At 65.3% G+C, this 12366-nt stretch carries 13 protein-coding genes; 11 read left to right on the top strand and 2 right to left on the bottom strand.

Annotation, left to right across the window (positions count from 1 at the left end):
- Positions 1–81: 81 nt before the first annotated feature.
- The 3 genes from TVC13_RS17175 (at position 82) to TVC13_RS17185 (ending at position 2821) form a co-directional block, all read left to right on the top strand.
- Positions 82–1524: an OFA family MFS transporter gene (locus TVC13_RS17175; protein ID WP_422402352.1), complete on the top strand. Its 1443-nt coding sequence runs from the start codon at positions 82–84 to the stop codon at positions 1522–1524.
- Positions 1521–1622, top strand: a complete 102-nt coding sequence (locus tag TVC13_RS17180; RefSeq protein WP_422402353.1) for an MFS transporter small subunit — start codon at positions 1521–1523, stop codon at positions 1620–1622. Before TVC13_RS17175 ends, TVC13_RS17180 begins: the two co-directional genes overlap by 4 nt.
- A gap of 161 nt (positions 1623–1783) precedes the next feature.
- A complete protein-coding gene (locus tag TVC13_RS17185) occupies positions 1784–2821 on the top strand; it encodes an NAD(P)-dependent alcohol dehydrogenase (protein WP_422402354.1) in 1038 nt (345 codons plus the stop codon).
- A 21-nt stretch (positions 2822–2842) separates the two neighbouring features.
- Here the strand turns inward: TVC13_RS17185 and TVC13_RS17190 are convergent, their stop codons facing one another.
- Positions 2843–3625: an SDR family oxidoreductase gene (locus TVC13_RS17190; RefSeq protein WP_422402355.1), complete on the bottom strand. Its 783-nt coding sequence runs from the start codon at positions 3623–3625 to the stop codon at positions 2843–2845.
- Positions 3626–3876: 251 nt separating this feature from the next.
- On the opposite strand from TVC13_RS17190, the gene TVC13_RS17195 reads away from it, so the two are divergent.
- The 3 genes from TVC13_RS17195 to fmdA are packed head-to-tail and all read left to right on the top strand — an operon-like array spanning position 3877 to position 6133.
- A complete protein-coding gene (locus TVC13_RS17195; protein WP_422402356.1) occupies positions 3877–4539 on the top strand; it encodes an AmiS/UreI family transporter in 663 nt (220 codons plus the stop codon).
- Between the two features lie 17 nt (positions 4540–4556).
- Positions 4557–4850 carry an FmdB family zinc ribbon protein gene (locus TVC13_RS17200; protein WP_422402357.1) on the top strand — a complete coding sequence of 98 codons (294 nt, stop codon included), beginning with the start codon at positions 4557–4559 and terminating at the stop codon, positions 4848–4850.
- Positions 4851–4876: 26 nt separating this feature from the next.
- A complete protein-coding gene (gene fmdA, locus TVC13_RS17205) occupies positions 4877–6133 on the top strand; it encodes a formamidase (protein WP_422402358.1) in 1257 nt (418 codons plus the stop codon).
- 67 nt (positions 6134–6200) lie between these two features.
- Here the strand turns inward: fmdA and TVC13_RS17210 are convergent, their stop codons facing one another.
- Complete coding sequence (locus TVC13_RS17210) at positions 6201–8180, bottom strand: acyl-CoA dehydrogenase family protein (RefSeq protein ID WP_422402359.1); 1980 nt, start codon at positions 8178–8180, stop codon at positions 6201–6203.
- A gap of 183 nt (positions 8181–8363) precedes the next feature.
- On the opposite strand from TVC13_RS17210, the gene TVC13_RS17215 reads away from it, so the two are divergent.
- From TVC13_RS17215 to TVC13_RS17235, 5 genes are all read left to right on the top strand, one after another.
- Positions 8364–8999 carry a TIGR03085 family metal-binding protein gene (locus tag TVC13_RS17215; protein WP_422402360.1) on the top strand — a complete coding sequence of 212 codons (636 nt, stop codon included), beginning with the start codon at positions 8364–8366 and terminating at the stop codon, positions 8997–8999.
- 99 nt (positions 9000–9098) lie between these two features.
- The gene (locus tag TVC13_RS17220) at positions 9099–9542 is read left to right on the top strand and encodes a hypothetical protein (RefSeq protein WP_422402361.1); all 444 of its coding nucleotides are present in this window, start codon (positions 9099–9101) and stop codon (positions 9540–9542) included.
- Between the two features lie 48 nt (positions 9543–9590).
- Positions 9591–9935, top strand: a complete 345-nt coding sequence (locus TVC13_RS17225) for a bifunctional 3-phenylpropionate/cinnamic acid dioxygenase ferredoxin subunit (protein ID WP_422402362.1) — start codon at positions 9591–9593, stop codon at positions 9933–9935.
- A 3-nt stretch (positions 9936–9938) separates the two neighbouring features.
- Entirely contained in the window at positions 9939–11156 is a 1218-nt protein-coding gene (locus TVC13_RS17230; RefSeq protein ID WP_422402363.1) for an NAD(P)/FAD-dependent oxidoreductase, read from the top strand.
- A gap of 118 nt (positions 11157–11274) precedes the next feature.
- A complete protein-coding gene (locus tag TVC13_RS17235; RefSeq protein WP_422402364.1) occupies positions 11275–12321 on the top strand; it encodes an iron-siderophore ABC transporter substrate-binding protein in 1047 nt (348 codons plus the stop codon).
- Positions 12322–12366: the final 45 nt, after the last annotated feature.

The raw sequence follows: 12366 nt of genomic DNA on the forward strand, positions 1-12366 counted from the left end.
GGGGGGGCGGGCGCGGGGGGGCGGCGCCGGGGCGCCCCCGCCCCGGCCAATGACTTTGCTGGGTGACCCTTGGGAGAACACATGAGCTGGCTGGACCGAGAACGCATCATTGCACCGCCCGGATTCAACCGCTGGCTCATTCCGCCCGCGGCGCTGGCGGTTCACCTGTGCATTGGGCAGGCGTACGCCACCAGCGTGTACAAGACCGCGCTGGTTGAGTACTTCGATGCGAGCCTCACCCAGATCGGCGTGATCTTCTCCGTCGCCATTGTGATGCTCGGACTCTCGGCAGCTGTCATGGGAACCTGGGTGGACCGCAACGGCCCGCGCAAGGCCATGTTCGTTTCGGCGCTGTTCTGGTCCGGCGGATTTATGGTCGGTGCCCTGGGAATCTTCACCGGCCAGCTATGGCTGGTCTACATCGGCTACGGCTTCCTGGGCGGCATCGGTCTGGGCATCGGCTATATCTCCCCGGTCTCCACCCTGATCAAATGGTTCCCGGACCGTCCGGGCCTGGCCACCGGTATGGCGATCATGGGCTTCGGCGGCGGCGCGCTGATCGCCAGCCCGCTCTCTTCCGCTCTGCTGGCCTTCTACGACCCGGACTCCGGAACTCCCGGCTGGGTAGCCAGCGGCGACGCCGTCGGCAAGCTCTTCGTGACGCTCGGCGTCGTTTACCTTATCTATATGCTCTACGGGGCATGGACCATCCGGGTGCCTGCGGACGACTGGAAGCCCAAGGGGTTCGACCCGGCCACCGTCGCCAGGAAACCGCTTGTCACCACCGCCAACGTCTCGGCGTCGAACGCCATCAAGACCCGGCAGTTCTGGCTCGTCTGGATTGTCCTGTTCTGTAACGTCACGGCCGGAATCGGCATCCTGGAACAGGCTGCACCGATGATCCAGGACTTCTTCCGCGAACCCGACGGCGCCTCGGTGGTGACGGCCGCGGTAGCCGGCGGATTTGTCGGCCTGCTGTCGATCGGCAACATGGGCGGCAGGTTCGTCTGGTCCGCCACCTCGGATGTGATCGGCCGCAAACGCATCTACATGGTCTATCTCGGAGCCGGCGCCGCGTGCTACGTGCTGCTGGCCCTGTTCGGCTCCTCGTCCACCATCCTCTACGTCCTGCTGGCCTTCATCATCCTTTCCTTCTACGGCGGAGGATTCGCCACCGTACCGGCCTATCTGCGGGATCTGTTCGGGACCTTCCAGGTTGGCGCCATCCACGGACGCCTGCTCACGGCCTGGTCTGCAGCGGGTATCGCCGGACCGCTGATCGTCAACTCGTTCCTGGATGCCCAGGGCACCCCCGGCGAACTGACCGCCCAGGCCTACCAGCCTGCACTGCTGACCATGGTCGGCCTGCTGGTCGTAGGGTTCATTGCCAACCTGCTGATCACCCCGGTTGCCCCGAAGTACCACGAGCCCGGTAAAGGGAAGGACACTAAGGACACCGCCGGCGACCAGGACCCCGCGGAGAACGCCGGCGCAAACACAACCCTCGAGGAAGGAACCCGATGAGCAACGCGAAACTGGTCTTTAGCTGGCTGCTGGTCGGCATCCCACTGGCTTACGGTGTCTTCCAGACCCTGACCAAGGCCGCAGCGCTCTTCGGCTAGACCGGCACCGCGAGCTGGGCCGGCAGCGTGCCCTCTGCAAGGCCCAGCAGCCGTTCCGAGCCCCGAAGGGCTGTGGAATCCGGTTAGTGGTGCAAGGCTTAAGGGGCAAATCCATTCCACCCGTGCGGCGGGATCTGCCGGCGCGGAGACAGGAGCACGCCATGAAGGCCCTTCAATACCGCAGCATTGGCCAAGCCCCCGAAGTCGTTGAGATCGATACCCCGGAACCGGGCCCGGGACAGGTGCGGCTCAAGGTCACTGCCGCAGGAGTTTGCCATTCCGACGAATACATCATGTCCCTGCCTGAAAACGAGTTCGTTTACGGGCTGCCGCTGACCCTGGGCCACGAAGGCGCCGGCATCGTGGACAAAATCGGTGACGGTGTGAAGTACATCGAAGAGGGCCAGTCCATGGCCGTGTACGGTCCGTGGGGCTGCGGACTCTGCTACGAATGCTCCTCCGGACGGGAAAACTACTGCCGCAATGCCGGCAAATACGGCATTGCTCCTCCCGGGCTGGGGGCACCCGGATCCATGGCGGAATACCTTATTGTGGACAGCGCCCGGCACCTGCTGCCGCTCGGAGATCTGGACCCGGTCAAGAACGTTTCCCTGACCGATGCCGGACTGACGCCGTACCACGGGATCAAGGGGTCTCTGGAAAAACTGCACTCGGGAGCCACCGCCGTCGTCATCGGAGTGGGCGGGCTGGGCCACGTGGCCATCCAAATTCTGCGGGCACTCACCAGCGCCACAGTGGTTGCCCTGGATATCGACGAGGCGAAACTCAATCTGGCCAGCGACGTTGGGGCGCAGTACACCTTCCCGTCCGAGGCCGGCGCCGCCACCATGGTCAGCGATCTCACCAACGGGCTCGGCGTGGACGCGGTCTTCGACTTCGTGGCCAACCAAGCGACCCTGGACCTGGGCCAGGCAATGGTCCGCCACCAGGGCGACCACGTGCTGCTTGGCGCGGGTTCCGGAACCCTGAAGATGGGGCTGGTCTCCGGCGCAGCCTGGGATGTATCCGTGCGTTCGCCCTACTGGGGATCACGCCCCGAGCTGTTTGAGGTACTGGATCTGGCCCGCGGCGGGCACATCAACGTGCATACCGAAGTCTTTTCGCTCGACGATGCCCCGGCCGCCTACGAGAAGCTGAAGAACAACCAGCTCCTGGGCCGTGCCGTCGTCGTGCCGTGACGGTGTGCGGAACGGGCCCGGTTAGCCGCCGGCCAGCAGGCCGCCGTCAACTGTCAGTACCTGGCCGGTGACCCAGGCGGCGTCGTCGGATGCCAGGAAAGCGGCGCCGGCCGCAACGTCCTCCGGGTTGCCGAGCCGGCCCAGCGGATAGGCAGCGGCAGCTCTTTCTTCGCGTCCTTCGTACAGGGCCTGGGAAAACCGGGTCTTCACCACTGCAGGTGCCAGGGCATTGACCCGGACAGCCGGGGCAAGCTCGACGGCGAGGGACCGGGTGAGGTGCTCGAGCGCGGCCTTGCTGATGCCGTAGAACTCGATGCCCTTGGCTGCAGTGCGTGCGCTCACGGAAGACATGTTGATGACGGAGGATCCTCCCTGGAGGAAACCCGCCTCCGGGTGGCGGCAGGCGGACTTCACCCAGGCCAGGGCTGTGAGGAGATTGGTCTCTAGTATCTTCCGGGCTGCGTCCAGATCCAGGTCCAGCAGTGGTCCGTAGACGGGGTTGGTGCCGGCACAGTTCACCAGTATGTCCAGCCCGCCCAGCACGTCTGCTGCCGCGTCCAGCACTGAACGCTGGTGCAGCGGATCTGTGGCGTTGCCGGAGACGCTCAGGACCGTTCCTTCCTGAAAGCCTGCGGCGGCCTCCTGAAGAGCGGCCGGATCCCGGCCGGTGATGATCACGCGGGCGCCCTCATCCACGAACCGGTGTGCGATCGCCAGTCCAATGCCGCGGCTGGAGGCGGTGACGACGGCGGTTCGGCCGGCAAGGCGGCCGTCCACGGATGAGGGTTCGGGGCGAAGTTGCATGTTCTGCCTCCGGTGGCAAGGAGTTCCAGCGGCCGGTCCGTGGGCCGAGTCTGCCGGGGCGGCGCGGGGGAGTCAAGGCCAGAGGCGGGGAAACGCCGTGGACATAAAAAGAACCAACAATAATTTCATTGACGGTTCCTTTAAAGAACCATATGCTGGCCAAACACCCAGGTGTGGCTGCAGTGCATTTCCCACAGGAAACGCCCGGCCTCCTGAACAGCCGATGGATTTCTGTTTGCAATGGAGCAAATATGGCCAGTGTTGGTTTGTTGTATGTTGGTGCCGTCCTGCTGATTAACGGTCTTATGCTTCTGGGCAAGGTGCCGGGAAAATCCGCAGCGATGATGAACTTCTTCGTGGGAACTATGCAGGTCGTCTTCCCCACCGTCCTGCTTATCCAGGCCGCGGGCGACCCGGCCGCCGTCTTCGCCGCCGCCGGGCTCTACCTGTTCGGGTTCACCTATTTGTATGTCGGGCTGATCCAGGTAACGGGCGTGGGCCCGGAGGGGCTGGGCTGGTTCTCACTCTTCGTCGCCGGGTGCGCCGTGGTGATCGGAACGCTTCAGTTCTCCCTCACCTCGGACCCGGTGTTCGGCGTGATTTGGTACCTGTGGGCGGTTCTTTGGCTTCTCTTCTTCCTTCTCCTGGGCCTGGGCCGGGAGGATCTAAGCCGGACCACCGGATGGTTCGCAATCATCGGAGGGCAGCTCACCGCCACCCTTCCCGCGTTTGCGCTGCTGACCGGCAGTTACGTCTCGACGAACGCCACGGCGTCTGTGATGGCGCTGGCCGGAGCGGCAGCCGTGGCTGTGTCCTTCTATCTGGGCAGGAAGAGGAATACAGGTCCGGACCGGGATGCTGAAACCGTTCCGCCCGGTGCCGGCAGTGCCGGAGCCCAGCCGGTTCTCCCCTAACGATCCGAAAGGAAGCCATGCCGCTGTACGCCTACCGCTGCCCGCAGTGCCGCGACTTTGAGGTCCAGTCCGCCATGGGACAGGTTCAGGATGCTGTGCCCTGTCCCTCGTGCGGGCAGGACGCTGCCCGTCGGTTCACCTCCCCGCATCTCTCCCGGTCCACGTCCAGCGCCTACCGGCTAATCGAAAGTACCGAGCGCAGTGCCTCCGAACCGGCTGTGGTCCGTTCCCCGGCCGGAAAGCGGGGGCCGGGTTCAGCTGCGTCCGTGACCAGGAATCCGCTTCACCAAAAACTGCCCCGCCCGGATTAACACAACCGTTCTTCAAAGGAGAAGTTATGCCGAAAGTAGTTTTTCCGCTTGATTCATCAAAAAAGTTTGAAGACCAGGAAAATCTGGGTCATAACCGATGGCATCCTGAAATTCCCCCGGTTGCGGTGGTAAAACCGGGAGAATCCTTTCGGGTGGACTGCCGGGAATGGTTTGACGGCGCCATTGTCAACGACGATTCCGCGGAAGATATCCTCAATGCGCCGCTGCTGACCGTCCACAAACTCAGCGGCCCTTTCGCGGTGGAAGGCGCCAAACCCGGAGACCTGCTGGTGGTGGACATCCTGGACGTCGGCCCTATTCCCCAGGAAGACTCCGGTCCGCTGGCCGGGCAGGGCTGGGGCTACACCGGCATCTTCGCGAAGGAGAACGGCGGCGGTTTCCTCACCGACCAGTTCCCCGACGCGTACAAGGCCATCTGGGATTTCAACGGCCAGACGGCGACCTCGCGGCACGTCCCGGGCGTCTCCTTTACCGGACTCATCCACCCCGGCCTGATGGGAACTGCTCCCTCCGCGGCACTGCTGGCCAAGTGGAACAAGCGCGAGGGAGACCTCATCGCCACCGACCCGCACCGGGTGCCGCCGCTGGCGCTGCCGCCCGAAGCTGAGCACGCCGTCCTTGGCGGCCTGCCACGGGACGACTGGGCCAGGGTTGGGTCGGAGGCCGCCCGTACCGCCCCTCCGCGGGAAAACGGCGGCAACCAGGACATCAAGAACCTCTCCAAGGGCTCCCGGATCTTCTACCCGGTGTTCGTGGACGGCGCCAACCTCTCCGTGGGGGACCTGCACTTCTCCCAGGGCGACGGTGAAATTACGTTCTGCGGTGCCATCGAGATGGGCGGTTTCATCGACCTGCGGGTGGACATCATCAAGGGCGGCATGGACACCTACGGGGTCCATGAGAACGCCATCTTTATGCCGGGCAACGTGGATCCGCAGTTCAGCGAGTGGATCGCGTTCTCCGGGACGTCGGTGACGCTCGACGGCGAGCAGCGCTACCTGGACTCCCACCTGTCCTACCAGCGGGCCTGCCTGCATGCGATCGACTACCTGACCAAGTTTGGCTACAGCCCGGAGCAGGCCTACCTGCTGCTCGGTGCCGCGCCGATCGAGGGCCGGCTCTCCGGGGTAGTGGACATCCCGAACTCCTGCTCCACGGTCTACATTCCGACGTCGATCTTCGACTTCGATGTGCGGCCCTCCGCCTCCGGGCCGTTCCAAATCGATCCCGGCATCGGGGCACCGCGGGCCTCGAACGGCTGACCGCGTCTCGAACAGCTGAAAGCCCGTCTGCCCTGGAACCAAAGCTCCGGGGCAGACGGGCTTCCTGTCAGCGGTACTTGCGGTGCAGGTTTTCCTTCGGTTTTCCGTCGGACGCAGTTGTTGAAATCCACGGCCCGGTGCCCTCGGACTGGTCCAGTACACCTTCCTCCAGCCAGGTGTACCTGCCGTCCAGGACCTTCTTGGAGAGCTTGTGGTCCTCGGCGTCGGAGTTGCTCCAGAGCTCGGTGAAGAGGGCATCCACCCGGACCTTGGACTGGGCGCAGAAAGCATCAGCCAGTTCATACGCCCCGGCCCCCTCCGCTGCGTCCCTGCGCCGGATGGTTTCCGCCTTCATGCAGGACGCAGACATGGCGAACAGCTCTGCGCCGATGTCCACGATCCTGCCCAGGAACGCCTGGTGGTGTTCCAGTCCGGCCTGCCAGCGGGCCATGCCGTAAAACGTGGATCGCGCGAGCTTCCGGGATGCCCGCTCGGCGTAGCGCAGATGCCTGGCCAGCCTGCCGAACTCCGCGTACGACGTCGGGACGTTGCCGTTTCCCACCGCCAGGGTGGGCAGCCACTTGCCGTAGAAACCGCTTGCCTTGGCTCCGGCCTTCACCTTGCGGGAAATCGAAGCGTCGGCAACGGCCAGGTCTCCGGCAGCCTTCAGATGGGAGTCCACGGCTTCGCGTGCGATCAGCAGGTGCATGATTTCCGTGGAACCCTCAAACACCCGGTTGATCCGCAGATCCCGCAGCTGCTGCTCCGCTGCGACCGCGCGCTCCCCGCGGGCGGCCAGGGAAGCTGCGGTCTCGAAGCCGCGTCCGCCGCGCACCTGGACCAGTTCGTCAGCGATGTTGTACGCCATTTCACTGGCCCACAGTTTGGCCAGCGCTGCCTCGATGCGGATGTCCTTGGTGCCGGCGTCGGCCATTTCGGCAGAGAGCTCAAACACCGACTCCAGCGCGAAGGTGGTGGCGGCAATGAACGCAAGTTTCTTGCCGACCGCCTCATGCCGTCCGATGGGCCGGCCCCACTGTTCCCGGGCATTGGACCAGCCACGGGCGATCTTCAGGGACCATTTGCCGCCTGCTGCGCACATGGCCGGAATGGAGAGGCGGCCGGTGTTCAGCGTGGTCAGGGCGATCTTGAGCCCCTGGCCTTCCCGGCCCACGCGGTTGGCTGCGGGAACCCGGACGCCCTGCAGCCGGGTCACACCGTTTTCGATGCCGCGCAGGCCCATAAAGTTGTTGCGGTTCTCCACGCTGATCCCGGGGGAGTCCATTTCCACGATGAACGCGCTGATTCCGCCCTTCTGCCCGTCATGCGGCGGAACTGCGGCCATCACCACCACCAGCTCGGCGATCACGCCGTTGGTGGTCCAGAGCTTCACGCCGTCCAGCACGTATTCGCTGCCGTCTTCGGAGGGAACGGCCGTGGTGCGCATGCGGGCCGGATCGGAGCCGACGTCGGGTTCGGTGAGCAGGAAAGCGGTAATCGCCCCGGCGGCGCAGCGCGGCAGGTACTCCCGGCGCTGTTCTTCGCTGCCGAAAACCTTCACCGGCTCCGGAACGCCGATCGAAAGGTCCGCCGAAACCAGGGCGCCGAGACTCGGATGGACTGTTCCCAGGATCATCAGGGCCCGGCCGTAGTAGAGCAGGGACAGGCCCAGACCGCCGTACTCCTGCGGGATCTTGATACCGAAGACCCCCAGCTTGGCCAGACCGGCCAGATACTCGTCTGGAATCACCCCGGTGCGCTCAATCAGCTGCCCGTCCATGGTGGAGCAGTACTGGGTCAGATCGGCCAGGAACCGTTCCGAGCGGGCCACCTCCTCCGGGGCGGGGGCGGGATGCGGGCGGATCAGTGAGAGGTCAAAGTCGCCCAGGTAAATGCCCTTGGCGAAGCTGGGCCGCTGCTCGTCGGTAATGCGGGACGCCTCTGCGACTTCGCGGGCATCTTTTTCGCTGACCTTGCGTTCCCGGAGCCGGCGGACCGAGTCGTCTTCGCCGGTGTTTTGGGCATCCCGCAGATTAGTGGAACTCATGTTTTCCCCTAGTTCTGGACTGGTCCGGGCCGCTCCCCATGCCGCCTCCGCTGGCTGTGCCGACCATGCTACGCGTTCCTACTGGCCGGTAAAGGGGTAGCCGGATAACCGGTACGGGCCAGTAGCCAATCCGTTTCAGGCACGCCGGACGGCCGCGGGGCGCGACCCTGTAGGGTACCGGGCATGGCATGGATGGAAACCGAACGCAAGGCAATGGTCCGTACGCTGCACGCCACGGACCCGCAGGCACCCACGCTCTGTGAGGGATGGAATGTGAGCCGGCTGCTGGCGCACCTGATCATGCGTGAGGAGCGGCCCTGGGCGATGGTCGGCGACGGAATCCGGCGCGATAAGCCAGGGCAGGAGCACAGCCTGAACGGGCTGGTGGCGCAGGCGGGCACGGAGTCCGGTTACCGGGAGCTGGTAGACCGGTTCGCCGTCGGGGCGCGGGGCATTTCGCCCATGCGCTGGGGAGGGGACGCCGTCAACCTCCTTGAATTCTTTGTGCATCACGAAGACATCCGCCGGGGAGCCGGCGAGCCGGAACCCCGCGAGCTGCCGGAAGGCGAGGAGCGCGAGCTGCGCCGGCGGCTGCCGCTGATGGCGCGGATGAGTTACCTCCGCAGCCCGGTGGGTGTGACGCTGCAGCTGCCGGGCGGCGAGCAGGCACGGGTGCGCAGGGGAGAGCCTGCTGTGACCATAACCGGGCCCGTGGCTGAACTGGCGCTCCATGCCATGGGCCGGCGTTCGGCCGCCCGGGTGGATATCTCCGGCGCGCCCGAGTCCGTGGACCGATTCAAGAGCTTTGCCGGCGCCTGACAGAAGCGGAGCTTGACAGGCACCCCCCGACTGCGGTTTGGATAGTAAGTACACTGAGGAAATTGGAACACCAGCCGCACTATCTCAGGGGGAATGGGTATGCAGAACGAGGGGGATTGGGAAGCCGTCCGGCTGCTGTCGACGGCAGCCCGGATGCTGCGCCGGGAGATGGATAACCGGCTGCGCGCGATGGGGCTGACCCAGGAGCGGGTCACGGCCCTGAAAGTGCTGCGGGACTTCGGGCCGATGCGCCGGGCAGAACTGGCCCGCAGGCTGAGGGTGACCGCGCAGACGCTGGGAACCACGCTGGTGAGCATGCGCTCGCAGGGGCTGGTCTATGAGGTGGGCGACGGCGCGGAAGCGCCTAAACGTGCAGTGCACATTTCCGAGTACGGCCGCGAAGCGCTGGGACAGGCAATCCGCCTGGAGGACCAGAGCCTTACGGCTGAACTGCGGCCCGCGCTGCGCAAGGAACTCATCTCGCTGATTTCCGAGCTGGAGGGCAACCGCCAGTACGGCACAGCGGGGTCTGCCGGTGCCTAGCCGCGGGCGCCTCAGGTCCGGGTGGCATCGCGCGGTAACGTGGGAGCCATGAGTGAAGGTATCCGCGTAGCTGCAGCAGATGAAATCGATGAGGGTGAAGCCATCACGGTGGACTCCACCACCGCCGGGACCACGGATGACATAGCAGTCTTCCACAGTGACGACGGCGGGTTCTACGCGCTCAATGACACCTGCACCCATGAAGAGGCATCACTGGCTGAAGGCTGGATCGAAGACGGGGAAGTGGAATGCCCGGTCCACTCCGCCCGCTTCTGCCTCAAGACCGGCGCTGCCCTTTGCCTGCCCGCAACAGTGAATGCAGTCGCCCACAAGGTGGAGGTCGTTGACGGGGACGTAATCCTCTACCCGGGTGTGGCACCGGCCGGGTCCTAAGGGATGTCCGACGCCGAACCCGGCTCCGTTGCCGTCATCGGAGCCGGACCAGCCGGTTTCAGCGCTGCCGCCGAACTGCGCCGGCGCGGATTCGCCGGCCGGATCCAGCTGCTGGACCCGACCGGGGCACCCTATGACCGGCCTCCGCTCAGCAAGGGCTATCTCGCCGGAGGCTCAGCTGCGGCCCTTTCCCTGGCTGAAGAGTCCTGGTACAGCGCAAACTCCGTCTCGGTCACTGCAGGCACCGCCGCACGAATCGATCCGGATTCCGGAACAGTGCTTCTGGACGGCGGCGGGGAAATCCAGGCCGACGTACTTCTCCTGGCCACCGGAGGCAAGGCGCGCACGCTGCCGTTCCCAGGCTCCGGGCTGCTGCATACCCTCCGCAGCCGTGCCGACGCCGATGTGCTCCGCTGCCGGCTCGGGGCAGGCAAGCGGCTGGTGATCATCGGCGCTGGACTTATCGGGGCGGAAGTTGCCGCAACGGCTGCCGCCCTCGGGACCGCCGTCGTACTCATCGATCCGGTCCCGGTGCCGCTGGTTCCCGCCGTTGGGCCGGAACTTGCCGGCTACCTGCATTCCCTCCATGCCCGCCGAGGAGTGGAATCCCTCACCGCGCTCCCCGTGGACGTTGTGGCCGACGGCGGGGCGCTGGCGGTGCTGCTGGAAGACGGCACCTCGGTGGCAGCTGATACCGTGCTCGCTGCCGTGGGTATGGTGCCGGACACCGCGCTGGCCGAAGCAGCAGGTCTGGCGGTTGAGGACGGAATTGTGGTTGAGGGCAACGGGCGCACCAGCCATCCCCGTGTCTTTGCGGCCGGTGACGCCGTCCGCCGCAGAATCAACGGAGTGCTGGAGCGCCGCAGCGAGCACTGGGACGCTGCAGTACGCTCCGGCCAGGCCGCCGCGGCGGGAATCCTGGGCCAGGAACCGGAGCAGGACGCAGTGCCCTGGTTCTGGACTGACCGCTACGGCGTCCATGCTGAAGCCGTCGGCCAGATGTCTGCGGTCGGGGTAACCGTAGAACGCGGGAAACCCGGGCCGGATTATGTGGTTTTCCGGATCACGCCGGACGGAACGCTGGCCGGCGCGGCCGGGGCCGACGCCGGTAATTCCCTCCGGGCGGCCCGCCGGCTGATCGCATTGGGCAAGACCGTGGACGCGGCCGCCCTGGCCGATCCGGCGGTTGACCTGCGCCGCCTCCTGCGGTCCCGGCCGTGATTGTTGCCATTAGGGCACATCTGTTTTGCGTATTTCCGGCATTCGTAGGTTAGCCTTACCTTGCCGGAGAAAAAGTGCCGGCGTCCCCGTCCACACTGCACTATCAAGGAGCCCAAAAATGGCCCTGTCCCGCATGCGCAGCCTTGCGGCCGTCGCCGCTGTTGCCGCGCTGTCCCTTTCCGCCTGCTCCACCGGGTCCTCCTCCGACGCGGGCACCGGAACCGCCGCCGGCTCCAGCGACCAGTTCCCCGTCACCATTGAGCACGCCTTCGGCGAGACCACACTCGACTCCGTTCCGGAGCGCGTGGCAACGGTCTCCTGGGTCAATACCGACACGGCGCTGGCCCTGGGCGTAGTGCCGGTGGGCATGCCGGAGTATGAGTGGGGCGGAAACGAGAACGGCACCACGCCATGGATCGACGAAGCGCTGGAAGAGCTCGGGGCGCCGATTGGCTCGGACAATGCCCCCGTCCAGTACTCCGAGACGGACGGCATCAACTTCGACGCGATTGCTGCCACCACCCCGGATGTCATCCTCGCCGCCTACTCCGGGATCACGGAGGAAGAGTATGACAAGCTCAGCGCCATCGCTCCGGTGATCGCCTACCCCGAGACTCCGTACTACACATCGTGGCAGGACTCCGCCGAGATGATCGGCGAAGCCCTCGGCAAGAGCGACGAAGCCGCCAAGCTGGTCGAAGACACCGAGAAAGCCATTGCTGACAAGGCTGCCGAGTATCCGGAGCTCGCGGGCACCAGCTTCATCTACGGCAACCTGGACACCACCGCCGGTGCAGACCAGATTTCCATCTACACCTCCGGCGACAACCGCCCCAAATTCCTGAAGGAACTGGGCATGGTCCAGGCCCCGATCGTTGACGAGAACGCCCCCGCCGACGCCTTCTACCTGACCTGGTCCCCGGAGCGGGCCAATGAACTCGAAGCGGACCTGTTCGTCAGCTGGGTGGCCGACGACGCCGCCAAGGAGTCGATCATGTCAGATCCGCTCCTGAGCCAGATTCCGGCCCTGAAGAACGGCGGACTGGTGGCCGATTCGGACAACACCCTGACCCTGTCCATTTCAGCGGCCAACGTGCTGAGCATCCCGTACGCACTGGATAACTTCGTGCCGATGCTGGGCGAAGCTGCCGCACAGGTCAAGTAACTCCCCGGTCTTCATGGAAGCGCCCCTCCGGTTCAACCGGAGGGG

Origin of the sequence: Arthrobacter sp. 3Tela_A (assembly GCF_049311025.1) — a bacterium.
Taxonomy (GTDB): domain Bacteria; phylum Actinomycetota; class Actinomycetes; order Actinomycetales; family Micrococcaceae; genus Arthrobacter_B.